Consider the following 24542-nt stretch of genomic DNA (forward strand, 5'->3'; position numbering starts at 1 on the left):
TGGAGAGAGCATGACCCCGCCGTTCACCCCCCTCTGGGCCCGCCTGCGGCCTGCCGAAGACGCCGCTCCGCGGGCGTGGACCGGCTGGCCGGGGCCCGTGATGGCCGCACAGACCGCCGCGTGGAAGGGGGGCATGGCCTTCGCGAGCGTCGGCTTCACCACACCGCACCGGTTGACGCTCCTGGACGCCGCCACCGGGGAGCGGCTGGCACCCGCCATGCTCTGTGACGCCGACGAGGACACGTTCGCGCTGGTCGCCGGGCCCGCTTCGCCGATCGGCGTGGGCACGCGCGACATCGTCGAGCCCCTCGACGGCACCCGTCACGCCTACGCGGGGGAGAGCTCGTCCGGCGTCGGCCTCCTCACGACCGTGACGGGGTCGCCCGAACCCCGGATCGTGACCGCCCACCCTTACGAAGGCATCAGGGTCTGGGACGTCGCGGCCCACAGGTGCCTGGTCGAGCTGCCGTTGCCGGAACTGCGGAGCCCGGACTGCCTGTGCGCGGGCCTCCTCCCGCGCACGACGGGTCTCACGGACACGACGAACCTCGTGGACGCGACGCATCCGGTGGGTACGACGAGTCCCGTGGGCACGACGACGTGCATCGCGGTGAGCGAGGACGGACAGGTGTCCGTCCACGAGGCGGAAACCGGCCGGCTGATGGCGCGTTGGACCGCCTCGGAGACCCGCGTCACGCACATGATCTGGGCGCGGTCGGCGGTCGGCGGGCGAGACGCGCTGCTCACGACGGACACCGAGGCGCGGCTACGTGCCTGGGACCCGCGCACCGGCGAACCGCTCGGCCAGGCGCGGCCGCTCCCCGGCCGACCGTTGCACCTCAGCGCCACCGTCCTGGAGGCGGAGGACACCCGACTGCCCCTGGTGGCCTGCGCCTACGGCGACGGCGTCTATCTACTAGGTGGAGACGCAGACACGGGTCAGGCACTGCTCGACCTCCGGCTGAGCGCGTGGACGCGCACCGTCCATCTCGCCCCCGACGGGCTGCTCCTGCTGGGGACTTCGGCTGGTCCGCTCGCCCTCCGTCTCGACGCCGGGCGACTGGCGGCCGGTTCGGGCGAACGCACCGAACTCGACCTGACCGGCATCCCCGCGCCCGAATCGACGCGTGACTGTGGCGGGGGTGCCGAGCGCGACGCCGCGGGGCTGCCGTCGCACTCCGACCTCGTCGACCTCTGGGGCGCTGACCAGGTCCTCGTTCTCGACGACGGCGCGGCGAGCGCCGACCTCGCCGCGCAGGCACGCGAGGTGCTGTGCGGCATCGGGCTGCCCCGTTGTCCCGTTCCCGGCCTCTCCCTGGACCGGGACCTGGCGACGGACGGCCCGGCCCCGTTGGACGAGGTCGGCGTCGGCCCGGAAGACCCCGACGACCCCGACGCCCTCTACGTCCCCGAAGGCATGGACGCCTACCACTGGTTGGGGACGTGGCACGACGACGATCTGGTGCTCAGCCCCGCCGGGGCGGTGGAGATCGTCGGCGCGGAGACCGACTACGAGGAGGCCACGCTGCTCAACAGCAGCCTCGCCGCCTTCGTCACCTTCGCCCGCGAGTTCGCGCTGGTCGCCCTGCAGCAGGAGCCGGAGTACGACGTCGAGGCCCAGGAAGCGCGGGTCGAGCGCCTGGAGCGGCGGCTCCGTACCGTGGACGAGGCCGCGTTCGCACCCGACAGCGCAGAGCATTGGGCCGATGCGCTGAGCGATCTTGAGTCGGGGACGTGAAGCGGGAGTTCCGAAGCAGGGGCTGCGAAGTCCTGAACGGCCGGCCGGTCGGCTTCGTGTCTGCGGGGTGACCAGGCCCGTCGAGGCGGCCCACCCCGAACCCGTACATACTTCTCGTTGAGTAACCAACGAGGGGGAGACAGCATGACCGTGGCCACATCCGGACGGCCGGCGGACGCACCGGGCCACAGACCGGCGCCGGACGGCCCGGGCGGCCCGGACGGCACACACGGCACGGAAGGCCACCGTCCCGGGGAGTCCGCGCCCGCCGGGCGCGCGCTGAAGCAACGGCATCTCACCTTGATGGCGTTGGGCGGGGCGGTGGGCACCGGCCTCTTCCTCGGGTGCGCCCAGACCATTCGCGGTGCCGGGCCCGCCGCCGTCCTCTCCTACGCCCTCGCCGGCCTGTTGGTGATCCTCGTCATGCGGATGCTGGGCGAGATGGTCGTCGCCCGGCCGATGGCGGGCTCGTTCGCCGACTACGCGCGCCTGGCGCTCGGTGACTGGGCCGGGTTCACCATCGGCTGGCTGTACTGGTACGCGTTCGTGGCGATCGTCGCGATCGAGGCCATCGCGGGCGGCCGGATCGTGCACGGCTGGCTGCCTGCGGTGCCTGTCTGGGCGGTGAGTGTGGTGCTGTTGACCGCCATGGCCGTGGTGAACCTGTGCTCCACCGGCTCGTTCGGCAGCGTCGAGTTCTGGTTGGCGATCGTCAAGATCGGCGCGATCGTGGGATTCCTCGCGCTCGGCACCGCCTATGTCTGTGGCTTCTGGCCGGGCGACGGGAGCCCGCACCTCAGTCACTTCGTGGACCACGGGGGCTTCCTCCCCAACGGCCCCGGCGCCGTGCTCGCCGCGACGGTGGTCGTGGTCTTCGCGTTCGGCGGCACCGAGATCGTCACCATCGCCGCGGCCGAGAGCCCGGACCCCGGAGCCGCCGTCGCCCGGGCCACCCGTCAGGTCCTCTGGCGCGTGCTCGTGTTCTTCCTGGGCTCGATCTTCCTGGTGGTGGCGATCGTGCCGTGGGACACCGTGGCGGGGGCCGAAAGCCCCTACGCCACCGCCATGGCGCGGATGGGCGTCCCGTTCGCCGGCACCGTGATGACCGCCGTCATCCTGGCCGCCCTGCTCTCGGTGCTCAACTCCACCCTCTTCGCCTCGTCCCGCATGCTCACCACGCTGTGCCGCCATGGTGAGGCGCCGCGGGCCCTGGCGCACACCAACCGCCGCGGTGCCCCGACCCGCGCCCTCCTCCTCGGCACCGTGATGGGCTATCTCTCCATCGGCGCCCAAGTCCTCCAGCCGGAGCGGACGTTCGGCTTCCTGCTGGACTCCACCGGCGCCGTGCTCATCTTCCTCTACGTCACGATCGCCGTCTCCCAACTGCGCCTGGGCACCCGCGCCCGGCGCACCGAACCCCACCGGCTGACCTTCCGCATGTGGGCCCACCCCTACCTGACCTGGCTGACCATCGCCGCACTCCTGGCGATCCTGTTCTCCATGGCACTGTTCGCCGACACCCGGCCGCAACTCCTCATGAGTCTGGGGAGTCTGGGCGTGGTGCTGCTGGCTTACGGGGTCCGGCGGGTGGTGCGGCGGGTGCGCAAGGTGTCTGTGGCCGGGCGAACGGGTGTCGAGGGCTGAATCAGTCGCCCAGTACGGCCAGTTGGTCGGCCACGACGACGCCGTCGTGCAGGACGGTGCGGTCGGTGCCGCGGTCCATCACCGCGCTGGTGGGCGTCTCGCCGTCGACCAGCAGCAGGTCGGCGCGGTCGCCGACGGCCAGCCCGGGGCGGTCGGCGACGCCGGCCAGGCGGGCGACGCCATGGCCCATGATCGAGGCCCCGCCGACGGTCGCGACCGCCAACGACATCTCGATCAGCGCGTCGTCCCGGAAGCCGTTGGTGAAGGCCAGTTGCCAGGTGCGGTCGAGCATGTCGCAGTTGCCGTACGGGCTCCAGTAGTCCCGCTGGCCGTCCTCGCCCAGGCCCACCCGGACGCCCGCCTCCGTCAGCGCCACCAGCGACAACTGCCCGCGGTCCGGCGGCGCAACGGTGGCCATCGCGACGTCCAACTCCGCGAATTCGTCGATGAGTCGACGGCTCACCGCCTCCGACACCGACCCCAACGCGTAGGCGTGCGACATCGTGACCTTGCCCTGCATGCCCAGCGCCCGGGTGCGCTCCAAGACCAGATCGGTGGAGAACACCCCGAGGTGCCCCGGCTCGTGCAGATGGATGTCCACCTCGACCTGGTACTTCTCGGCCAGTCCGAACACCACGTCCAAGTGCCCCTTGGGGTCCCGGTCGAGCGAACAGGGGTCGATACCGCCGATCACCTCGGCGCCCGCCTTCAACGACGCCTCCAGGTAGTCGACGGTGCCCTTCTCGCGGAGGATGCCCGCCTGCGGGAACGTCATGATCTGGACGTCGGCCCGCCCGGCGAACCTCTCCTTCGCCGCCACCACGGCGTCGAACCGCTCCAACCGGCAGTCCACATCCACCTGGGCGTACGACCGCACCCGGGTGGTACCGCGGGCGATCATCCGCTCCAACGTGCCGGCCACCCGCTCCTGGAGGGGAACCTCCGCGGTGCGCCAGTTCTGCCGGTCGTTGAGCATCATCGCCATGACGCCCGGGCCGCCGGTGTGCGGCCGGAACGGCAGGCCGATCCGGGTCGAGTCCAGGTGGACGTGCACATCGCTGAACGACGGCAGCAGCAGCCGGCCGCGCCCCTCGACCACCTCGCCGGCCGGCCGCGCGGCCGGGTCGTGCGGCCGCACCACCGCGATGCGGGCGCCGGCCAGTTCGACATCGCTGCGCTCGCCACCCCAGGGCCGGACGTCACGGATCAACATGGCTGTCACCTTTCGGGCCGGACGAGGACGGATTGGCCGGTACGGTATACCAAAGTTCGCGGTGGCTACCAGGGTGTCGGGGGGGCGGTGACGGGCGGCGCGGTGCGGGCAGGCCGCCCCGCCGCCGTCAGCCGCTGGTGAGGATGGTGAGTTGCCGGGTCGCGCGGGTCATCGCGACATAGCGGTCGACCGCGCCCTCGATGCCGTTGCCGAAGGTGTCCGGGTCGACGAGGACGACCAGGTCGAATTCGAGGCCCTTGACGAGTTCGGGGGAGAGCGACCGGACGCGGGGCGTTGCCCGGAACGTGGGGGCGCCGATGACGCAGGCGATGCCGTCGGTGTGTCGGGCGAGCCAGGCATCGAGGATCGCGTCCAGGTCCGAGACGGGGCCGTGGGTGACCGGGATGCCGCTGCTGCGGATGGAGGTGGGGACGTTGGCGTCCGGGAGCGCGGCCCGGATCACCGGCTCGGCCTCCGCCATGACCTCCTCGGGGGTGCGGTAATTGACGCTCAGCGAGGCCACGTTGACGCGGTCCAGTCCGACGCGTTCGAGCCGTTCCTGCCACGACTCGGTGAAGCCGTGCCTGGCCTGGGCGCGGTCCCCGACGATGGTGAAGCTGCGGGACGGGCAGCGGAGCAGCAGCATCTGCCACTCGGCGTCGGTCAGTTCCTGCGCCTCGTCCACCACGATGTGCGCGAACGGGCCGGCGAGCAGGTCCGGTTCCACCGTGGGGAGTTCGGCCTCGTTGACGAGACTGACCTGGGCGTCCTGGCCGCGCAACATGGTCACCAGGCCCTCGCCGTCGTCACCGTCGGCGCCGGAGTCGCGCGCGGCCTGGATCAGGTTGTCGACGACCTGGTCCATCTGCTCGCGTTGGGCGGCGAGGATGGCCTCGTGCCGACGCTTGCGCCGGGTCGCCTCCGGATCGCCGAGCCGCTGCCGCGCCGCGTCCAGCAACGGCAGGTCGGACACGGTCCATGCCTGGGGCCTGGCGCGTTGCAGGCTCCGGATCTCGTCGCGGTCGAGCCAGGGCGCGCACCGTCGCAGGTACGCGGGTACCGACCACAGGTCGCCGACCAGGTCGGTCGCTTCGAGCAGCGGCCAGGCACGGCCGAGGGCGCCGACCAGTTCCTCGTCGTACCGCAGCGACCGGCTGAACTGCTCGGGCGGGACGTCGTCGTCGCACTTGTCCAGCAGGATCGCGACCAGTTCGTCCCAGATCAGCTCGCGCGCCTCGTTGTGCGGCGTGCCCGGTCCGGGTGCGTCGAACGCCTCGGCCCAGTCGTCGGCGCTCAACCAGAGGTCGGCCCAGTCGGTCGAGACGGTCATCCCCTCGGCGGGCGGCTCCTCGTAGAACCTCACGGCCGCCTCGATCGCCCGGACCATCGGCGCGGACGACTTCAGGCGCGCCACGTCCGGATCGGTCTCGGCCGCCGCCCCGGCGCCCTCGGCGACCAGGTCCCGCACGGTGCAGGTCTGCACGCCCTCCTCCCCGAGGCTGGGCAGGACATCGGCGACGTACGCCAGGTAGGGCTGGTGCGGTCCGACGAAGAGCACGCCGCCGCGACGGTGGCCGAGGCGGGGGTCGGAGTAGAGGAGGTAGGCGGAGCGGTGCAGGGCGACGACGGTCTTGCCGGTGCCCGGGCCGCCGTCGACGACGAGGGCGCCGCGGGAGCCGGCCCGGATGATGGCGTCCTGGTCGGCCTGGATGGTGGCGAGCACGTCCCGCATCCGGTCCGAGCGGTTGCCGCCCAGGCTGGCGATGAAGGCGGACTGGTCGTCGAGGGCGGCGTGCCGCTCCAACCCGTCGGCGGTGAACACCTCGTCCCAGTAGTCGCTGATCCGGCCGCCGGTCCAGCGGTACCGGCGGCGACTGGCCAGGCCCATCGGGTTGCCGTGGGTCGCCGCGAAGAACGGTTCGGCCGCGGGGGAGCGCCAGTCGACCAGCAGCCGGCGCCCCGCACTGTCGGTCAGACCGAGCCGGCCCACGTAGAGCGGCTCGGGGTCGTCGGCGCGGACGACGCGCCCCAGGCACAGGTCCAGGCCGAAGCGGCGCAGGGCGCGCAGGCGACCGGTCAGCCGGTGGATCTCGGCGTCCCGGTCCATCGCCTCGCGGCCGGTGCCGCCGGGTGCCTTGAGCTCGGCGTCGAGGCGGCCGGACAGCTCGTCGATCGCCTGCCGCAGGCTGGCCCCGACGGCCGCGAAGTGCCTCTCGTCCGCGGCGATCAACGCCGGATCGGCCTTGGGGGAGAGGCGGTCGGGAAGGTCGAACGCGAGCCCCGTCGACGGTCCAGCGTCAGAAAATTCCTCATACCTCGACAAAACCGCACACACTTCGTAAATCTCCCATTCCGCCAACTTCTGGCTTCGGCCAGTGATTGTGCGGCATGACCGGGGCCTTGCCGCAAGGCCCCCAGTGCGCTATATCTTGAAAGTGGCAAGGAGCGGACGTGCTCCTTGCCTTTTGTTTTGTCGACTGTTGCGTAGGCTGCGGTGACGGTTGGTCGCGTCGGCTGTTGTGGCGGCTGGTGGTGACGTGGTTGTGTCGGCTGCTTCGTCGGCCGGCCCGTCTTCGCCGGTCGCCGGGCCGGCCGCTGGCGCCAACGAGTCGCGCGCCGATCAGCGGTCGTTCGGGCGGTCGAACCAGACCGTGGCGAAGGTGGGCGCCAGCCCCGCCCAGAACAGCACCTGCGGCAACGCCCGTTCCGTCCAGGGGGCTTGGGCGATCACCAGGGCGCAGAGCATGGCCCAGGCGGCCTGGCCCAGCACGATGCGGGACCACATATGACGGCGGATCAGTGACCGGGCGTTGAGCCGGACGCCGGCCCGCCGCTGTCGGTAGCGCAGCAGGCAGCCGACCAGCCAGATGGCCGTCATCGGCACCAGATACCACAGGCGTTGGCCGAGCGGCAGCGGCAACTCCCGCTGCACCTGGCCCTCGACGGCGAACAGGTCCATCATCGCGCCCGCCAGGCCGACGCAGAGCAGGGCCAACCACCGTACGCCGCGCAGCATCCGGTACGTGGCCCGGTCGAGACCGCGTTGCAGTGCGGTGGAGTCCGGTGCGGCGGCCAGTCCGGTGGCGTAGAGGTCGGCCGCCTCGGCCGCCTTGACGCCCGGTGCCTGGGCGGCCTTGCGGGTCTGTCTGGCCAGCGCCTCGGCATGGGTCGGGTCGAGCCGGAGGAGGGCGCGGTCGTGCCGGTCGACGGCCTCGGCGTCGCGCGCGAAGCCGGCGATCTGACTGGCGACCTCGTGGGCGTAGACCTCCTCGGGTCCCAGCCGCAGTGCCTCCGCGGCCAGTGCGGTCGCCTCCGCCACGACGACGTCGAGCCCGCGTTCGGGGAGTTCCTTGAGGCTGTTGGCCTGGGCGTACCGGACCAGCGACATGCGGGACACCGCGTCGGCGAGCATGGCGTAGCCGTACCAGTGCCCGGGGTCGACGCGGACCGCTTCGCGCAGTACCGGTTCGGCCTCCCGCCATCCCCGGCCCGACAGGCGGGTCAGTGCCTGGGCGCGCAGGATGAGGGCCCCGAAGTCCACGGGCGCCCGCTTGAGCGCCTCGTCGGACGCGTGCAGGGCCGCTTCCGGCTGTTGCGCGTGCAGCTCGCAGTAGCCGAGCTTGACCCAGGCACGCAGGTCGTCGGGGATCTCGGCGAGATGCCGGGCCAGCAACTCCCTTGCCTGGTCGTGGCGTTCGAAGTCGATGAGGGCCTGGGCCCGTTCGACGGCCGGGTGCGGTGCGGTCACAGCTTGCGCCTCTTCTTGAGGTAGGCCACCAGGTCGTCGTACATCCCGCCGTCGTTGGCGTACATCGCCACGTTGCGGGCGGCAGCGAACCACGGTTCGGTCGAGGGCGCGATCTGCCCGGCCGCGGCCAGCAGGTCGGGCATCCCGATCAGGCGCACGGTTCCGGTACGGGCCGAGTCCAGCAACGCGTGCTCGGCCGCGGCCTCGCAGACATGGGCCAGGTCGGCGCCGGACAGCCCGTCGGTGGCCTTCACCAGCTTGCCGAGATCGACGTTCTCGATGGGGCGTTCGCGCAGGTGGTAGCGGAGGATTGCCTCCCGGGCCGGCGCGTCGGGCGGCAGCACCAGGAGGGTGCGGTCCAGCCGGCCGGGCCGGCGCAGCGCGAGGTCCACGTCCCAGGGCACATTGGTGGCGGCGAGCACGAACACGCCCTCGTTGGCGTCCGCCTCGACGCCGTCCAGCTCGGTCAGCAACTGGTTGACGGTGTTGCGCATGCCGGCGCTCTGGGTGCGGCTGCGCTTCCCGCCGAGCGCGTCCAACTCGTCCAGGAAGACCACGCACGGTGCCTGGCGGCGGGCGGTCTGGAAGAGCTCGTGCATGTTGCGTTCGGAGTTGCCGATCCACATGTCGAGGACGTCGTTGACCGACACCGAAAGGAAGTTGGCGCCGAGTTCGCCGGCGACGGCGCGCGCGATGAAGGTCTTGCCGCAGCCGGGCGGGCCGTAGAGCAGGAGCCCGCCGCGCAGGCTCTTGCCGTACAGGCGGCGCAGCTCCGGATTGCGCAACGGCGCCAGGAAGGCGGCCTCCAGGCGCTCCTTGACCTGCTGCATGCCGCCCACGTCCGTGAGGCGGACGGTACCCGGCCGCGCCACGTCCCAGGCGGCGGCGTCGCCCGGATCCCCGGCACCGTCGACGGCGAGCGGCGCGGTCACGAACCGGGGCGGCACGGCATCGCCGACCTGGTCCTCGGCGGCCTTCCAGTCGAAGCCGGCGGGGGACTGTGGCGGTGCCTGGGGTGGCGCCTCGGGCGTCTCCGACGCGATGGCCGGGGGGTGACCGGGCGACGCCTGGGACTGCGACGGTGGCGGCGTCCGCGGAGATGTCTGTACTGGTGTCTGTGGTGGTGTCCGTGGTGCTGCGACGACGGCGGGTTGAGCGGGCGTCGGGGTGTCGCTCAGGGCCCGGAGCATCAGCCCGCGCGCCTGGGCGTCGTCGGGCACGCGGTGCAGCGCCGCGGCGAGTTCGCGCACCGCGGCGCTGTCGTCCCCGGCGGTCAGCAGCAGCTCGGCGAGGTGCAGCCGCAGGGGTATGTCATCGGGCGCCGCGGCAACGGCCGCTCGCATGCTCTGTATCAGGGGGGATTCCGCCGCCATGGGCCCTCACTCTACGGAGCCGTCGCGCAGGACGGGCGCGCACCCTGCCTGAATTGCCTGGGCCGCCTGAGACGGGTTGGCCGGCGACGGGACGGCGCCCGCCCGCTCCTCCCGGAAGGCGCCGTCCCTTGGCTCGCGTGCTGACCCCGCTGGACGCGTACGGCCAGTCTCAGGAACCGGTCGCGAAGTCCTGTGTCCACCAGGGGCCGTTGGAGCTGAGGTTGACGCCCACGCCGGTGGACTTGTAGGAGCAGTTGAGGATGTTGGCGCGGTGCCCGGGGCTGTTCATCCAGCCGTCCACCGCCGTGGCCGGGTCCTTGGGGCTCTTGAAGATGTTCTCGGCCCAACTCTGCCAGTGGAAGCCCGCATTGGTCATGCGGGTACCCGGGTCGACGCCCTCGGGGGTGTCGTGGGCGTAGTAGTTGCGAGCGGCCATGTCGTCGGAGTGCGCCTGGGCCGCGGCCTGGATGCGCCGGTCCACGGTCAGGGGCGCGCAACCGGCCTGGGCGCGCTGGGCATTGACCAGTTCCAGGACCTTGCGGGCGAACTCCGCGGCGGTACCGGTCGCGGACCCGGAACCGGACCGGGACGTGGCGCGGCCCGCTCCGGAGACGCTGCCGCGGTGCGGTTGCGTCGCCGCCTGGTGGGTCGGGTGCGCGCGCTCCGTGGCGGCGTTCGTCTCGGGCGGTGTGCGTCCGTCCTCGTGCTGCTCGGTGGCGGAAGCGGACGCGGAGGCGGTCGGCGACGACGGCTTGTGGCGGCGCGGAGAGTGCCAGGTGCTGCTCGGCGTCGACGGGGCGGAGGGGACGGTTGCGATGGGCCGCGCCGGCGTGGCCGGGTCGGCCGCGAGCGCCTGGCCCGCTCCGGATCCGGGCCATATCAGCGTCAGCCCGGCACCCGTGACGACGACGGCCCCCACCGCCAGCGCTGCCGCCTTCGTCGCGGGACGGCCGGCGCCGGCGCGGTGGTTGCCGCCGGTCCTCTCCGACCGGCGGCGGGCGGGACGGGTTGCGGCATGGCGCCGGGGTGCGGTCGCCGCGTCGGCGGGGTGGCCGGCGCCGGCGCCCGACGACTCGCGCTCCGGTCCGGTGCCGAGGCCATCGTGCTGCTCCATGTCCGTTTCCTCTGCTTCCTCTTCGACTGCCGTCCCGGTCCCGACGCGAGGCCACGCGGTCCGCGTCGGCCGGTCCGTGCGGAACGCCTGATGAACGGTCCGCACTGGGGGAGACCCCGGGCGCGACCCCCGACAACGAAAATTCCCCGGATTTTTTCCGGGTCCTCTCCCGCGGCCCTCCCTCCCGCCGCCCTCCCCCTCATTCCTTCCCGCGCCGGCGCTGCGGGCGGCACGGGACGGGCACCCAAGCCGACGAACTTTCCACGTAACTTTTCTGTTGTCGCCGGGCGTCGGACGGGTCACCTGAGCGCGGGGGCCATGACGGCGTAAACGGATGAACAGGACCGAACAGGCGTGAAGTGGGACAACGGTACGGCGACCGTCGAGGCGGCCAGGGCGGGAGACGGCGAAGCCCGGGAGCAACTCGTCTCCGGGTACCTGCCGCTGATCTACAACGTCGTCGGCCGGGCGCTGGACGGCCATGCGGACGTCGACGACGTGGTGCAGGAGACCATGGTCCGTGCCCTGGAGTCGTTGCCGGATCTGCGGGAGCCGGCGTCGTTCCGCTCCTGGTTGGTGGCGATCGCCATGAACCAGGTACGGCGCCGCTGGACCGTCGCCCGCAAGGTCCCCACCGTCGCCCTGGACGAGCAGGCGGTCGAACGCCCGGACCGCTCCGCCGACTTCGTCGACCTGACGATCCTGCGACTGGGTCTGTCCGGTCAGCGCCGTGAGGTGGCCGAGGCCACCCGCTGGCTGGACGAGGGGGACCGCTCGCTGCTGTCGCTGTGGTGGCTGGAGGCCGCCGGCGAGATCAGCCGGCCGGAACTCGCCGCCGCCATCGGCCTGGAGAGCCGGCATGCCGCGGTCCGGGTGCAGCGGATGAAGGAGCAGTTGGAGACCGGACGCGTCGTCGTCCGCGCCCTCGCGGGCAACCCGCCGTGCCCGGAACTCGCCGAGCTGACCGCGGCATGGGACCACAACCCCGCCCCGCTGTGGCGCAAACGCATAGCCCGGCACGCCCGTAACTGCACCACCTGTTCCAGGCACTGGAGCGACCTGCTGCCCGCCGAGGGCCTCCTGGCCGGCCTCGCCATGCTCCCCCTCCCCGCACACCTCACGCCCCACCCTGCCCTTCCCACCGCCCTGGGCATCTCACCAACTCCAGGCACCCCAACCACCGCAACCTCCTCAACCCCCTCTACGGCTCCGACGCCTGGCGACGCGACCGGCGCGACGACGGGCGCGACGCCTGGCAACACCCCGGAGCCCGCTCCCCACCACGGAACCGCCCCCTCGTCACCCCCGCCCCCTCCCCGCCGTCCGTCCCTCAAGGCAACGGCCATCGCCGGCACCGCACTGGTCCTCGCCCTGGCCGCCGTCGCCGCCCTGTGGTGGCGCCCCCAGACACCCCACAACGCGCACACCCCCGCCCCCAAACCCACCCCCACCCCGGAACGCACCCTGTCCACCCCCACCCCGACACCCCCCACTCCCACTCCCACCCCCACCCCGTCCCGCACCACCACCCCCACCCCGATTCCTACGCCCACCCTCACCCCCACCGCCACCCGGCCTTCCCCCGCCCCCACCCCACCCGACCTCGAAGAACACGTCACCGCCCTCGTCAACCGCCAACGCGCACAGGCCGGTTGCGGACCGCTCCGCATCGACCCGCGACTCCACAACGCGGCCCAACGGCACTCCGCCGACATGGCGACCCGCAACTACTACGAGCACGTCTCACCGGACGGCGTCGGCCCCGACGCACGCATCACCGCCGCCGGATACGAGTGGAGCCGCTGGGGCGAGAACCTCGACCGCGGCCCGGCGAGCCCCGCCGCGGTGGTGGATGACTGGATGGGCGACACCCCGCACCGCGACAACCTGCTCGACTGCAAGTTCACCGCGGTAGGCATCGGCATCGCCCACGGCCCCCAAGGCCCCTGGTGGACCCAGGACCTGGCCGCACCGCGCTGAAGGGCGGCGCGAGGGGGCCCATGGTCACCCACCAACACCCCCTCACCACCCCACCCACACCCCCATGAAACATTTCCCCCTCTCACCGCATCAATGAGGTGAGGACAGGACAACAGCGCCAGGCGCACGCACACCGGGCTACCGGGGCAGGGGGAGCAGATGAGACAGGGCCGCGCGGAAGAGTGCGCGGAGTTCGCGGTGGCGCGGGCCGGGCACCTCTACCGGTCCGCGTGTCTGCTGACGGCCGGCGATACGCACCTTGCGGAGGATCTGGTGCAGGAGACACTGGGGCGGTTGTACGCGCGTTGGGGGCGGGTCAGCCGGACCGAGAATCCCGCCGCGTACGCGCAGACCGTGCTCACCCGGACCTTCCTCGCCCACCAGCGGCGCCGCAGCAGTACCGAGCGCGCGACGGACGTGTTGCCCGATCGCCCCGACGCGACGGGTGATGACCCGGCGCTGCGGCTCACCCTGCTCGACGCGCTCGGGCAACTGCCCGCCAAGGACCGGGCGGTGGTCGTCCTGCGCTACTGGGAGGACCGGTCGATCGCCGAGACCGCCGACGCGCTCAACGCCAGTTCGGCCGCCGTGCGCACCCGATGCGTGCGCGCGCTGGGGCGCCTCCGGGAACTGCTCGGCGAGGACCTCGGGGCGTATGCCCACCGCTGACGGCCCCCGCTCCCCTTCGGGGGGCGGTCGGCTCGGTTGCCACCCTCCCGGCCCGCTCCCTCTCCGCTCCCTCCACTCCGACCCCTTGCTCTTCACCTCACTCGACCTCGCGGAAACGGTGATTCGTCATGCCCGTTGAGCAGCACAGCGATCCCTTCGAGGACCGGCTCTCCGCCGCCCTGCACCAGGTCGGCGGGACCTTCGACACCAACCAGGGCGCGCTCGCCGCCGCCGGAGCGGCACACGGCCGGCGGCTGCGGCTGCGCCGCTGCGCCGTCCTCGTCTCCGGCGCGGCCGGCATCGTGCTCGCCGGCGTGAGCGGCACGCTGCTGCTGTCCTGGAGCGGTACGCCGGCCGGCTCGCGGACCTCGTCGGCGGCCGCCGGCCAGCGCACCGCCACGCCCTCGGCCGCCTCCTCGCCGTCCGCCGTCGGCAAGGACGAGATGATCCGGACGTGGGAGGCGCTGCTGCGCAAGACCGGGTCGGGCGCGGCCGTGTTCCGTCAGGAAGAGGGCCGGGGCACGCGGGAGGGCGAGGGCGGATGGCCGTACGCCTCGGTCGTCTACGACGACGGGAAGGGCCCCGCGGCCCTCTCCGTCTCGCTGGCCCGGGTCGAGCCGGGCGGCCAGGAGGCCCGGCAACGGACCAGGTGCCCCGACCGGACGTTGGCGAGGTACGACGCCTGCTCCACCGAGCGGCTGGCCGACGGCTCGGAGCTGATGATCCTCCAGGGGTACGAGTACGCGGACGGGCGGGCGGACACCAAGCGGTGGACCGCGAACCTGGTCACGCCGGCCGGTCAGAGCGTCTCGCTGAGCGAGTGGAACGCCGCCGAGAAGGGCGCCCCGGTCAGTCGCGCCGAACCGCCGCTTTCTGCAGGGCAGTTGAGGACCCTGGCGGCGGCACAGGAGTGGCGGAGGATCACCGACACTCTCCCCGGCGGCCCTCGGCAACGCGCGGAGCGGCCCGCCGCTCCTCCGCTCTCCGCCAAGCTCTCCGCCCTGCTGCCCAAGGGCCTCGACGTGGCGAAGAAGAGCGACGGGGGCGATGCCGAGTACGGCTACGTCGTCGTCGACGACGGGAAGGGTCGCAGCCTTCTCCAGGTCAACGTCCAGCCGGACATGCGCGAGGTCGCCGGCGACCTCTTCCGCGCGGGCAGCGAGACCCTGGCCGACGGCACCCGTGTCGCCGTCCACCAGGGTCCGGGCAACGATCGCGCCGACGGCGTGGTGAGGTGGACCGTGGACACCATGCGGCCGGACGGCAAGCGCGTGGTCGTCAGCGCCTTCAACGCCGAGACGCAGTACGGCGCGGCGACCCGCACGACCCCCGCGCTGACGATGCATCAACTCAGGGTCATCGCCCTCAACCCGCAGTGGTGGGAAGGTTCTTGACGGAATGTGATGACACGCGGGTGCGGCCGCGCTCCCGGTTCTGCTAGGCGCCCGACTCCTCGGCGGCGGACAGGCCGACATCGCCGGCGAGTCGGGTGACGGCGCGTTCGAAGAAGGCGTCGCGGGCATCGACGACCCGGTTGAACTGGCCGAAGAGCTCGAAGCTCACCAGACCGAAGAGCTCGGCCCAGGCGGCGGTGGCCGCCACCAGGGCGGGGGCGGGCAGCCGCACCCCGAGGGTCTTGCGCAGTCGCTCGGCGTCGGCGAGCACCTTCTTCGGGAGCGACGGGTCGTCCGGCGCGGGGCAGGCGCCGGCCGCGTGCGCGTCCTCGACCACGCGGATCAGGGCGAGGCCGACGCGGGCCGCGGGCCCGGTGGTGTCCTGGGGCGCGGCGTAACCGGGCACGGGCGAGCCGTAGATGAGCGCGTACTCGTGCGGGTGCGCGAGCGCCCAGCGGCGGACGGCGCGGCAGACCGCGGTCCAACGGGCGAGGGGCGCGGCGTCGGCCCGGGCGAGGGCGCGTTCGGCGGCCCCGCCCACCGCGTCGTAGGCGTCGATGATCAACGCGGTGAGCAGGTCGTCCCGGCTGGGGAAGTACCGGTACAGCGCGGAGGAGGCCATCCCGAGCTCGCGGGCCACGGCGCGCAGTGACAGCTTGGCCGCCCCCTCGGTGGCGAGCTGTCGGCGGGCCTCGTCCTTGATCGCCGCGGTGACTTCCCTGCGTGCGCGTGCGCGCGCTCCCTCGATGGCAGTCATGCCGGCCAGTCTGCCACCAATCAGAGCGGTGACTCGAATCGAGAGCACCGCTCTTGCTTTGCGTGACGCCGGCGTGCACACTGCTCTACAGAGAGAGCAGTGCTCACGCTTTCGCGTCGAGGAGGATTCGCATGAGTGCACACACCGCCGATCACGCCGTCAAGCCGGGTTGGTTCACGATCAACGTGTTCAACCGGCTCGTTGCCTGGTTCAACCGGCGCGGGATCGGCGTCTTCGGCTCGCAGGAGTTGGCTGTTCGCGGCCGCAAGAGCGGGGAGTGGCGGTGCACGCCGGTGAACCTGCTCACCGTGGACGGCCGGCACTATCTCGTCGCGCCCCGCGGCCACGTCCAGTGGACGCGCAACCTGCGCGCCGCGGGCGGCGGGGAACTCCGCCTGGGCAGGGCCGCGCGGCCGTTCACCGTCACCGAGGTGTCAAACGACGAGAAGCCCGTGCTGCTGCGTGCCTACCTCAAGCGCTGGAAGGCGCAGGTCAGCGCCTTCTTCGACGGCGTCGGCCCGGAGTCCTCCGACGACGAACTGCTCCGCATCGCACCGAAGCACCCGGTCTTCCGCCTCACGTTCACCGACTGACCGCCTTCCCCCTCCCTACGCCACGGACGCCCGCATCCGGCGGAGGGGCGGGCGCGTTTTGCGCCAACCCTTTGCAACCGCGGTACGGCGCCGGCTGGTTCGGGCTAGACAGGAGGACCGGAGGGGGAGGGAATCGCATGGCAACGCCAGCTCGGCGGCGGGGTGTTGGTGGTCGTCGGTCCGGTCGGGGGCGGGGGTCCGGGCGTGGGCCGGGGCGCCAGGCGGCCCGTCGTCCCGCGCGGCGGCCCCGCGGCCAGGCGGCGCGGCGCCGGGCCCGCGAGCGGACGTTCACCCGGTTCGCCGGGGTTGTCCTGGCCGTCGTCGTGCTCGTGTCGCTCGCTCGCGAATATCCCGTCAGCACGGCGGCGTTCGGGGTGCTGGCGGTCGCGGCAGTGCTGGGCTTTCTTGGGTGGAGCGGTCGGCTTCGGCTTCGGGGTCCCGGGGGTGTTGGGCCGCGGCGGGACGTGACGCATACCCTCGCCGCCTATCAGCACCTGACCGGCACCCAGTTCGAGCACGCCATCGCCGATCTTGCGCGCCGCGATCCCGGCGTCCGGTCCGCCACGGTTTCCGGTGGCGCCAACGACCGGGGGTTGGACGTCCTCGTCGTACTGCGGGACGGTCGGCGGATCGCCGTGCAGTGCAAGCGGTACGGCGAACGCAATCGGGTCGGCGCCCCCGCGATCTACACGGCGAACGGGACGTACAGCGACTTCCACCGCTGCGACGCCGCGGCGATCGTCACCACCTCGCGGTTCACGCGTGACGCCGAGGTCGCCAACGCCTCGCTCCCCGCGCCGCTCCGTCTGATCGACGGGCGCGGACTGGCCCGTTGGGCCGCCGGCGGCCGCCCGCCCTGGGGCTGAGGCCGGGAGGACGGGCGCCAGGCGCGGCGGGCGGTAGCCGGCCCCGTGCGGGGGGTTGATACCGTCGGGGACCCGTTCGTGTTGGAGTAATACCGCTCCGGCCGCGCGCAGTTCGGCGGCGGGGTGGCGCGGCGGGTGTGGTGACCAGGGGGAAGCGGACAGTCATGAGTAGTGCGGGGGCGGACGGGCGGGACGACGGGCTCGTGGGGGTGCGGCCGCTGGCGCCGGGCGATCCGCGGCGTATCGGACCGTATGCGCTGCTGGGCCGGCTCGGGGCCGGCGGGATGGGCCGGGTGTTCCTGGCCCGGTCGGCGGGCGGGCGCACGGTCGCGGTCAAGGTCGTCCACGAGCAGCACGCGTCGGACGACCATTTCCGGGCCCGCTTCCGCAGGGAGATCAACGCGGCGCGACGGGTCGGGGAGCGGTACACGGCACCGGTGCTGGACGCGGATCTGGACGCCGAACTCCCCTGGGTGGCAACGGGTTACGTGCCCGGTCCGTCCTTGGAACACGTCGTGCGACAGTACGGCCCGCTGCCCGCGGACTCCGTACGGGTCCTCGCCGACGGGCTGTTGCGGGCGCTCAAGGACATCCACGCCGCGGGGATCGTGCACCGCGACCTCAAGCCGTCCAATGTGATGCTCACGGTCGAGGGCCCGCGGGTCATCGACTTCGGCATCGCCCGTGCCCTCGACGCCTCGGTGGAATCCCTGCTGACCAGCACCGGCATGGTCATCGGCTCGCCCGGTTTCATGTCGCCGGAGCAGATCCTCGGCCAGGAGGTGGGCGTCGCCAGCGACGTCTTCACGCTCGGGTGCGTCCTGATGTACGCGGCGACGGGCCAGTTGCCGTTCGGACAGGACGTGACCAACCAGCACGCGGTGATGTACCGGATCGTCGAGGGTGAACCGCACCTGGACGCGGTGTCGGACCAGGCACTGCGGAAGCTCGTCGGGCGCTGTCTGACGAAGGACCCGGAGCAACGGCCGGTCGTGGACGCGTTGTTGCAGACCGCGGGGCAGGAACGGCCGGCCGGTGGGGAGTGGCTGCCGGCCAAGTTGGTGGTGGCCCTGGCCCAGCAGGCGGCCCGGTTGCTGGACGCGGACGCGGGAGTGGCCGCCGAAGCGGAGGCTCCGGACGGCGGTCCGGTGGGCGGAGCGGCCCAGGCGGGCGCTGCGAGCGGTGGCGACCGGCCGACGGTCGGCCTTCGGGCCGACGGCGGCGCCCCCGGGGGCGCGCCGCAGCGGGTGCCGACGGAGGTGTCGTCGCAGGCGCGGCCGGCGGTGCCGCAGGAGGGGCTGCCCGAGCGGTCGGCCCGTACCACGCCGGCCCGTTCTGCTGAACGGGAGCGGCGGCGACGCCCGTTGGTCGTCGGCGTCGGACTGGTGGCCGTGGTCACGGTCGGGGGCGGTGCCGTGTTCGTGCTCCAGCCGTTCCAGAGGCAGCAAGCGTCGCCGCCGGCGAACGGGCGGAGTGCGGCACCGGTCAACCCCGGCGCACCGGCACCGTCGAGCCCGTCGCCGGCGCACTCCAAGGACGCGAAGCAGCCCCAGGACTCCGGTGGCGGCGCACCGGGCGGCGGGAGCGCCGGATCGTCGGCGGCTACCGTGGGGGCCGGCGGGGCGGGCACGAACGGCGGCAACGGTGGCACGTCGAGAGGCGGGACGGCTTCCTCGGGCGGGGCGACGGGAGGCGGCTCGCCGGGCGGTTCGGTCGGCGGCAACAACACGGCCACCGGCGGCGGTTCGGGATCCGGCTCGGGCTCCGGACCCGACTCCGGCGGCAACGCCGTCCCGACGTCCTTCGTCGGCACCTGGCACCTGACCAACCCGTACGCGCAGCAGCCGGGGAAGGTGGTCATCTCCCGGGCGGCCGACGGCCAGCAGGCCGTCCGGCTGATCAGCGACGTCACCGGCACCGGGCACTGCGAGAACGTGGCCCGGCTGGAGTCCGTGTCGGCCGGCGGCAGCCGCATCAACCTCAGCGCCGCCCCCGTGGACCAGGCCCGCTCCAGCGGCATCTGCGGCACCGCCGACCCGTCCTACTTCGCCCTCGACGACCCCGGCGGCATCCGCCACGACGTGGGACCCGCACACGGCAACGGGTACCACTACGAGCGCGCCAACTGACGCCGGAACGGACGGCCGGGCCCGGGGCGCCGCTGCGACGAGCAGGCGGCCCCGGGAGGTGCCGGGAGCGTCGTCAGGAGCCCGTGGTGCACACCGAGGTGATCCAACGCCCGCCGCCGGCATGGGAGATGGCGTCGGCTTCGGCCTCGGCTCGGGTGGCACCGTGACCGCCCCAGTATTGGCGGGTGGCGGAGTTGTAGGCGAAGGCGCCGCACTTGTTCTCGAACACCGTCAGGACCTTGCAGCCGGAGCTGTAGCTGGAGCATCTGGACAGTGCGCCCTGGCTGGCGCCGCTCATGGAGTGGTAGTCCCAGGCCGTGCCGTAGCCGCCGTCGTTTCCCACCGCGATGGCGCCGAAGTAGTCCGGCCGGGGCGGCGGCGGGGGAACGGCCGGGGCGGTCGTCGGATAGGGCACGGGGGAGTAGGTGTAGGGAGGCGGGGAGTAGGTGACCGGGGGCGAGTAGGTCGGCGGGGCGTACGTGGTGGCGGGGGTGTCGGGCGTGCTGTGCAGCCACGCCGGCTCGGTTCCGGTCGGGGTGTCGACGGGTGAAGTGGTGTACGTGGATGCGGAGTTGGCGTTGGTGTCGGATGAGTCGTGGCCGTGCGGGATGAGCAGCCCGACGAGCACGGCCACGGCGGCGACGATGAGGCCGGCGGCCGCCGCACGGGCCGGGGGCTTCGTGGCGGAGGGCGTGGTGCCGGGGCCGGACGCCTGGCCCGGCGGGCGGTTGGGCGTGCGCGGGCGGGTCGGTGGGGGCCCGCCGGGACGCCCCGCCCGGCGCCGGGCGGGCGCGCCCTTGGCGGGGGTGGTGGAGGCGGTGGCGCTGGCCGCGGTGAGCTGCTCGGCCCACTGGGACGGCGTCGGCCGTCGGGTCGGGTCCGGACGGTGACTGGCGCGGGCCAAGTCACCCAGCGCGGCGCTGAGTCCGGCCAGGGCGGCGGGATCGGTGGTGGTCTGGTCACGGGCGAACAGCCGGACCGCGAGCAGGCCCAGCTTGTGGACGTCGCCGGCCCGGGTGGCCTTCTCCTCGCCGTCGGGGACCTGCCAGTCGGGCGTCTCGGCCTGGGGCAGCACGGTGGTGCCCCGCAGGCCCATGGCGTCGCTGTCGATGAGGAAGCACTCGGGCGTGGGGGCGGTGGTGAACAGCAGGTTCTTGGGGGAGAGGTCGCCGACCGTGATGCCGATCCGGTGGAAGCGGTCGAGCGTGGCCGCCAGGTCGGCCAGCAGCAGGAGCCGGTCCCGTTCGCTGATGCTCAGGCCGATGCCGGCGACATAGCCGTCCTCGTTGAGGAGGTACTCCAGGTTCGCCAGCCGACGGGTTCCCGAACTGCCGTGCAGACTGAGGAGGTTGAAGCGGAAGCGGTCGGGGACGGCGCGCATCAGGAAGCCGCAGGCGGTGCCGCCGCGTTCGACGACGGCCGCGGGCCAGGCGGTCTTCTCGCACAGCCAGCGGCCGTCCGCGGCGTCCAGTTCGCCGAGCAGCGCCACCCGCGCGGCGAGCGCGGCGGCGTCGAGGTGGGGCAGTACCTCGGCGCGGTACTCCTTGTAGACGACGTCCCAGCCGTCGCCGTGCGCCTGGTTGATCTTCTTGTGCGGCACCTCGTACACCGTGCCCTGGCCGCCCTGGCCGAGTTGGCGGCCCAGGGCGAGCGTGGCGTGGTCGACGGTGGGGGCGCGGTCCGCGGTCATCGCGGGGCCCCCGTGTCGCGCGGCCAGACCGCCAGCAGGGTCCGGTCGTCGTCGAAGGTCTCCCGGGAGAAGTCCAACAGGTGCGCGAGCCAGGCGGGCACGGGCGGGCTGGAGAGGTGGCGGGCGAAGAGCGCGCCCACCTGGCCGTCGCCGTCCCCGAGCGGGTCCGAGAAGCCGTCCGTGCCGACCAACAGCGCCTGGTGCGCGCCGAGTCGGACACGGGCGTGCTCGGGCGGATCGGGGACGTGGGGCAGCGGGGTGACCTCGTTCGACACCAGCGGAGCGGCCGAGCCGGTCTTGGAACCGAACAGCTCGCGGTACCGCCCGGTGGTCAGGTCCAGTATCCAGGCACACGAGTCCCCGATGCGGAACAGCTCGACCACCGGGCCCGCCGGTTCGGGGCGCACCACGCCGGCCACCAACGTCGTCGCGTACAGGCCCGCCACCTCGCCCGGCTCGGGCTGCCGCCCGCCCAGCCGCCACCTCGCGAGCTCGCGGAGCCGCTCGGCGGCGTGCTCGGCCACGTCGCGGAAGTCCAGTCGCCCCTCGGACGCGGACGCCAGGTGGAGGATCCGTTCCAGGGCGGCCCGGCACGCCTCGACGGCGCCGAACTCGGAGTTGGTGGCGCTGGAGACGCCGTCCGCGACGGCGAAGGCGACGCCGCCGGTCGACTCGTGCGCCGCGGCCCGGGCGGCGTCCTGTCGGGGCTGCCGGTAGTAGCGGTGCTTGGCGCCCCGGACAGTGGCAAAGCGCAGCGTGAAGAAGTGAGTTGACCAGCCGTCACATTCGGTGTCGGGGAATTCGAAGGCGTACTGGCCCGGGGGCCGGGCCTCGAACTCGGGGCCTGGTTCGCCCACCGTGACGCGCTGCCAGGGCGGGGGTTCGGAGGTGGCTGGTACGGGCGGTGCCTGGCGGTGCGGAGTGCGGTGCGCCGTCGTGGAGCCCTCGCCGGCGGGAGGGGTCACTGCCCCACCTCGTCGACGGCCATGGTGAATTGGTCCGGGCGGTTCACCACCAACTGTGGGCTGCCCGAGCCCAGTGCCTGGCCCGAGGCGACCAGGCTGGAGGTGAGCGCATGGAAGAACTCGGCGACCGCCTGGCCGATGTCGGTCCCGGGCTTGGCCACGAAGGCGAACTCCGGACGGGTCGCCACCTCGACCATGGTGGCGGGCTGGGCGTCGCCGATGCCGCAGGCGACGATGTTGGGCGCGGTCGGTGTCTGGGACTTGTCGATCAGCCTGGCGTGCGGGCCCCGCCAACTCCCGCCGTCGGTCGGCTGCCCGTCGCTGAGGAAGAACACCACCGGGCGGTGCACCTTGTAGCCCTCGCCGCGCAGCCACTGCACGTCGGACGGGATCCGGTCCAACAGGTCGTCGAAGACCGCCTCGTAGTTGGTCAGGCCCCGGATGACCACCTTCGGCAGTGTGGTCTCCGTGCGCATGTCCGCCACCGCGAGCCGGACCTGCACGTCGTCGGAGAACCCCAGGATCGCCAGCCGCAGCTTGGCCGCGATCATCGGCTCGGCCCGCAGCCCCTCGCACAGCGAGATCAGGCCGTCGGACAGCTCGTTCCGGTGCGGGCCCATCGAACCCGACTCGTCGGCCAGCACATAGGCCGGCAGCAACACACCCCTCGCCTCAGCCATACAGATCCGCTCCCCCGTCTCTGTTGTGTGCGTCAACTCGCTTCTAGAGTAAGGAGTTTGCTCTCTATGAGCGCCCTCCTCGCTGGCGTATCTTCCCAAAGGGCGGAGACTGACGGAAGCGACTCGGGGGAGTCAGCGTGGGCGATCACAACGGGACGACCGGATCGGGAACGCCGGAGCTGCCTGCCTGGCGGGGGACGCCACGGGCGGTGCCGCCACCCTTGGGGCGGCCGTCCCCGCCGGCCACGGAACCGGGACGGGCGGCGCGGCCGGTGCCCGCGCGTTCCGGCCCGCGATCCGCTCCGCGGTCCGGTCCGCGATCCGAGCCACGGTCCGGTCCGCGATCTGCGCCGCGGCCCGCCCCGGGACCCGCTCCGCAGTCCGCTCCGCCGGTCGGGGCCGCTTCGGAGGCGGCGACCTGGGGTGCCGTGCCTCCGGGAGCGCCGACCGCGGCCCCGCACGGCGGGGGGAGCGAACGCACGGTTCCCGCCGGCCCGGCGCTGGAACCGACGGTGCCGGCCCCGGTGCGGAAGGTGCTCCTCGCCGGCATCGTGGTGCTCGGTGTGCTCGCCCTCCTGATCGTGTACGTCGGCTCGGACCCGTGGGGCCCGACCACGGTCCCGGACGAGGCCCCGACCACGGCCCCGAAGGGAGCCGGGGACCGCGCCCCCTTCCTCCAGGCGCTGGACAACCTGGCCGGGGCCCCCGGTCTGCGCTACCAGGAAACCTCGACCGCCACCGCGGAGCACCGCGACGTGTCGGTCTCCCCGTCCGGGATGCTCGCCGGAACCCTCGGCGGCCAGGCCAAGGGGGGCACACCGCAGGACGTCCTCCGGATCGGCGACCGGACGTACACCCGCCGGCAGTCGCCCCCCGGAGAGGGGAACCCCGACGGCGCGAAGACCGCGGACGGGGCGCGGAACGCGGGCGGGACGCCGCCCAGTGACGCAACGTCAGATACCACCTCGCCGGACGACGGTATGCCAACGGCCGGCGCCTCGCCGGACCGTTCCCGAACCGCGCAATGGACCGTCGGCGCACCCCGCGAGGCCGCCGCGGTCCGGCAGCTCGACCGCTTCCGGCCGCCGGCCGACCTGGCGGCACAGCTCCGACGCGCCCTGGACGCCGCCCATGTGCCGCCCGACCCGAAGGGCGGCGCGCGCAAGCCCGAGTCGGTGGGCGGGGTGCCCGCGCTACGCGTCGACACCCCGGCCGGCAGCCTGCTGGTCTCGAAGGGCAAGCCCTATCGGGTACTTCGGCTGGAGCCGTACGCCCCCACCGCGCACTCCGCGCCGCCCCGGAAGCGCGGCGCGCCGTCCCCGACGACGCCCCCGCAGGTCACCGTCGGCCCCCTGAAGGGCGGCGACTCCGCGGGGATCACGCTGACCCCGCTCTCCGGCGACCAGGTCGGCGCGGTGTACGACACCTTGGAGCGGGAGGCCGGGCGGCTGCGCGACGCGGTCGACGGCGGGGCCGCGCTCTCCCTCGACGACGCGGGCGACCTCGGCTGCGGCCCCGAAGGGTGTTCCGTCGCCGAGCGGTTCAGCGGGCAGTTGGACCCCGCCGCCCAGGCCCGTAGCGCCGACGGAACCGTCACCGCCGTGCTGCGGGCGACCGTCGTCATCGACGGGCGGGACGCCGGCTCGTGCACCAGCGACCGGGAGAGCTTCCCCCTGCGCGACGGCTCGGTCTCCGGCGCGCTGTCCTGCGTGGACCCCGACGCCGGGTCGGCCTTCGCGGGGACCGACGCGGGGTCGGGCAACTCCCCTTCGGGCAACGGGTCTTGGCGGTCGGGTCGTCGGCGCCCGCCCCGCTTCACCGCCCGGATTCACGCCGTTGTCGAGGCCGTCGCGCTGCCCGAGGACGAGGTGGGTCGACTCGTCGCGCAGGTGCAGCGGGAACGCGGCGGCGCGGACGGGGGTGCGCCGTAGTCGAAGGCCGGGACGCCGGCTGGGCCCTGGACGGTCGCATCAACCTGCCGCAAGAGTA

Annotated in this window: 18 protein-coding genes; 9 read left to right on the forward strand and 9 right to left on the reverse strand. The window is 73.1% G+C overall.

The features are described from left to right. The first annotated feature begins 133 nt into the window (after positions 1 to 133). Complete coding sequence (locus tag ACIQU6_RS12280; RefSeq protein WP_403481547.1) at positions 134 to 1738, forward strand: SUKH-4 family immunity protein; 1605 nt, start codon at positions 134 to 136, stop codon at positions 1736 to 1738. A gap of 144 nt (positions 1739 to 1882) precedes the next feature. Then, positions 1883 to 3382, forward strand: coding sequence for an amino acid permease (locus ACIQU6_RS12285; protein ID WP_403481548.1), 1500 nt, complete (start codon positions 1883 to 1885; stop codon positions 3380 to 3382). Between the two features lies 1 nt (position 3383). Here ACIQU6_RS12285 and ACIQU6_RS12290 read toward each other — a convergent pair whose 3' ends face one another. From ACIQU6_RS12290 to ACIQU6_RS12310, 5 genes are all read right to left on the reverse strand, one after another. Next, the gene (locus ACIQU6_RS12290) at positions 3384 to 4595 is read right to left on the reverse strand and encodes an amidohydrolase family protein (protein ID WP_403481549.1); all 1212 of its coding nucleotides are present in this window, start codon (positions 4593 to 4595) and stop codon (positions 3384 to 3386) included. A 127-nt stretch (positions 4596 to 4722) separates the two neighbouring features. Beyond that, a complete protein-coding gene (gene helR / locus ACIQU6_RS12295; protein WP_403481550.1) occupies positions 4723 to 6930 on the reverse strand; it encodes an RNA polymerase recycling motor ATPase HelR in 2208 nt (735 codons plus the stop codon). Positions 6931 to 7215: 285 nt separating this feature from the next. Further along, the gene (locus tag ACIQU6_RS12300; RefSeq protein ID WP_403481551.1) at positions 7216 to 8343 is read right to left on the reverse strand and encodes a tetratricopeptide repeat protein; all 1128 of its coding nucleotides are present in this window, start codon (positions 8341 to 8343) and stop codon (positions 7216 to 7218) included. After that, positions 8340 to 9716, reverse strand: a complete 1377-nt coding sequence (locus tag ACIQU6_RS12305) for a tetratricopeptide repeat protein (RefSeq protein WP_403481552.1) — start codon at positions 9714 to 9716, stop codon at positions 8340 to 8342. Before ACIQU6_RS12305 ends, ACIQU6_RS12300 begins: the two co-directional genes overlap by 4 nt. A 169-nt stretch (positions 9717 to 9885) precedes the next feature. Then, positions 9886 to 10830: a CAP domain-containing protein gene (locus tag ACIQU6_RS12310; protein WP_403481553.1), complete on the reverse strand. Its 945-nt coding sequence runs from the start codon at positions 10828 to 10830 to the stop codon at positions 9886 to 9888. A gap of 354 nt (positions 10831 to 11184) precedes the next feature. Here ACIQU6_RS12310 and ACIQU6_RS12315 point away from each other — a divergent pair, with 354 nt between their 5' ends. The 3 genes from ACIQU6_RS12315 (at position 11185) to ACIQU6_RS12325 (ending at position 14873) form a co-directional block, all read left to right on the forward strand. Continuing rightward, positions 11185 to 12810 (forward strand): sigma-70 family RNA polymerase sigma factor, encoded by a 1626-nt coding sequence (locus ACIQU6_RS12315; RefSeq protein ID WP_403481554.1) that lies wholly within the window; start codon positions 11185 to 11187, stop codon positions 12808 to 12810. Between the two features lie 159 nt (positions 12811 to 12969). Further along, positions 12970 to 13479 (forward strand): SigE family RNA polymerase sigma factor, encoded by a 510-nt coding sequence (locus ACIQU6_RS12320; RefSeq protein WP_403481555.1) that lies wholly within the window; start codon positions 12970 to 12972, stop codon positions 13477 to 13479. 128 nt (positions 13480 to 13607) lie between these two features. Continuing rightward, positions 13608 to 14873: a hypothetical protein gene (locus tag ACIQU6_RS12325; RefSeq protein WP_403481556.1), complete on the forward strand. Its 1266-nt coding sequence runs from the start codon at positions 13608 to 13610 to the stop codon at positions 14871 to 14873. Between the two features lie 43 nt (positions 14874 to 14916). Here the strand turns inward: ACIQU6_RS12325 and ACIQU6_RS12330 are convergent, their stop codons facing one another. Next, positions 14917 to 15630 (reverse strand): TetR/AcrR family transcriptional regulator, encoded by a 714-nt coding sequence (locus ACIQU6_RS12330; RefSeq protein ID WP_403481557.1) that lies wholly within the window; start codon positions 15628 to 15630, stop codon positions 14917 to 14919. A gap of 131 nt (positions 15631 to 15761) precedes the next feature. Here ACIQU6_RS12330 and ACIQU6_RS12335 point away from each other — a divergent pair, with 131 nt between their 5' ends. From ACIQU6_RS12335 to ACIQU6_RS12345, 3 genes are all read left to right on the forward strand, one after another. Then, positions 15762 to 16223, forward strand: coding sequence for a nitroreductase family deazaflavin-dependent oxidoreductase (locus tag ACIQU6_RS12335; RefSeq protein ID WP_403481558.1), 462 nt, complete (start codon positions 15762 to 15764; stop codon positions 16221 to 16223). Positions 16224 to 16687: 464 nt separating this feature from the next. Beyond that, on the forward strand, positions 16688 to 17089 hold the full coding sequence (locus tag ACIQU6_RS12340) for a restriction endonuclease (protein WP_403481559.1): 402 nt from the start codon (positions 16688 to 16690) through the stop codon (positions 17087 to 17089). A 164-nt stretch (positions 17090 to 17253) separates the two neighbouring features. Then, positions 17254 to 19218 (forward strand): serine/threonine-protein kinase, encoded by a 1965-nt coding sequence (locus ACIQU6_RS12345; RefSeq protein ID WP_403481560.1) that lies wholly within the window; start codon positions 17254 to 17256, stop codon positions 19216 to 19218. 73 nt (positions 19219 to 19291) lie between these two features. Here ACIQU6_RS12345 and ACIQU6_RS12350 read toward each other — a convergent pair whose 3' ends face one another. Genes ACIQU6_RS12350 through ACIQU6_RS12360 form a run of 3 tightly spaced genes read right to left on the reverse strand, consistent with a single transcriptional unit; the run spans position 19292 to position 22553 of the window. Further along, the gene (locus ACIQU6_RS12350) at positions 19292 to 20908 is read right to left on the reverse strand and encodes a DUF4189 domain-containing protein (RefSeq protein ID WP_403481561.1); all 1617 of its coding nucleotides are present in this window, start codon (positions 20906 to 20908) and stop codon (positions 19292 to 19294) included. After that, positions 20905 to 21873 carry a protein phosphatase 2C domain-containing protein gene (locus tag ACIQU6_RS12355; protein ID WP_403481562.1) on the reverse strand — a complete coding sequence of 323 codons (969 nt, stop codon included), beginning with the start codon at positions 21871 to 21873 and terminating at the stop codon, positions 20905 to 20907. Before ACIQU6_RS12355 ends, ACIQU6_RS12350 begins: the two co-directional genes overlap by 4 nt. Then, positions 21870 to 22553 carry a hypothetical protein gene (locus ACIQU6_RS12360; RefSeq protein ID WP_403481563.1) on the reverse strand — a complete coding sequence of 228 codons (684 nt, stop codon included), beginning with the start codon at positions 22551 to 22553 and terminating at the stop codon, positions 21870 to 21872. Before ACIQU6_RS12360 ends, ACIQU6_RS12355 begins: the two co-directional genes overlap by 4 nt. A 524-nt stretch (positions 22554 to 23077) precedes the next feature. On the opposite strand from ACIQU6_RS12360, the gene ACIQU6_RS12365 reads away from it, so the two are divergent. Beyond that, positions 23078 to 24484 (forward strand): hypothetical protein, encoded by a 1407-nt coding sequence (locus ACIQU6_RS12365; RefSeq protein ID WP_403481564.1) that lies wholly within the window; start codon positions 23078 to 23080, stop codon positions 24482 to 24484. The last annotated feature ends 58 nt before the right edge of the window (positions 24485 to 24542 follow it).

The organism is Streptomyces sp. NPDC090442 (genome assembly GCF_044769405.1).
GTDB lineage: Bacteria > Actinomycetota > Actinomycetes > Streptomycetales > Streptomycetaceae > Streptomyces.

Excerpts from the sequence above, each read along its gene's own strand:
- ACIQU6_RS12280 (WP_403481547.1), top strand. The coding sequence starts at position 134 with ATGGCCTTCGCGAGCGTCGGCTTCACCACACCGCACCGGTTGACGCTC.
- ACIQU6_RS12285 (WP_403481548.1), top strand. The coding sequence starts at position 1,883 with ATGACCGTGGCCACATCCGGACGGCCGGCGGACGCACCGGGCCACAGA.
- ACIQU6_RS12290 (WP_403481549.1), bottom strand. The coding sequence starts at position 4,595 with ATGTTGATCCGTGACGTCCGGCCCTGGGGTGGCGAGCGCAGCGATGTC.
- ACIQU6_RS12305 (WP_403481552.1), bottom strand. The coding sequence starts at position 9,716 with ATGGCGGCGGAATCCCCCCTGATACAGAGCATGCGAGCGGCCGTTGCC.
- ACIQU6_RS12310 (WP_403481553.1), bottom strand. The coding sequence starts at position 10,830 with ATGGAGCAGCACGATGGCCTCGGCACCGGACCGGAGCGCGAGTCGTCG.
- ACIQU6_RS12320 (WP_403481555.1), top strand. The coding sequence starts at position 12,970 with ATGAGACAGGGCCGCGCGGAAGAGTGCGCGGAGTTCGCGGTGGCGCGG.
- ACIQU6_RS12325 (WP_403481556.1), top strand. The coding sequence starts at position 13,608 with ATGCCCGTTGAGCAGCACAGCGATCCCTTCGAGGACCGGCTCTCCGCC.
- ACIQU6_RS12330 (WP_403481557.1), bottom strand. The coding sequence starts at position 15,630 with ATGACTGCCATCGAGGGAGCGCGCGCACGCGCACGCAGGGAAGTCACC.
- ACIQU6_RS12335 (WP_403481558.1), top strand. The coding sequence starts at position 15,762 with ATGAGTGCACACACCGCCGATCACGCCGTCAAGCCGGGTTGGTTCACG.
- ACIQU6_RS12345 (WP_403481560.1), top strand. The coding sequence starts at position 17,254 with ATGAGTAGTGCGGGGGCGGACGGGCGGGACGACGGGCTCGTGGGGGTG.
- ACIQU6_RS12350 (WP_403481561.1), bottom strand. The coding sequence starts at position 20,908 with ATGACCGCGGACCGCGCCCCCACCGTCGACCACGCCACGCTCGCCCTG.
- ACIQU6_RS12360 (WP_403481563.1), bottom strand. The coding sequence starts at position 22,553 with ATGGCTGAGGCGAGGGGTGTGTTGCTGCCGGCCTATGTGCTGGCCGAC.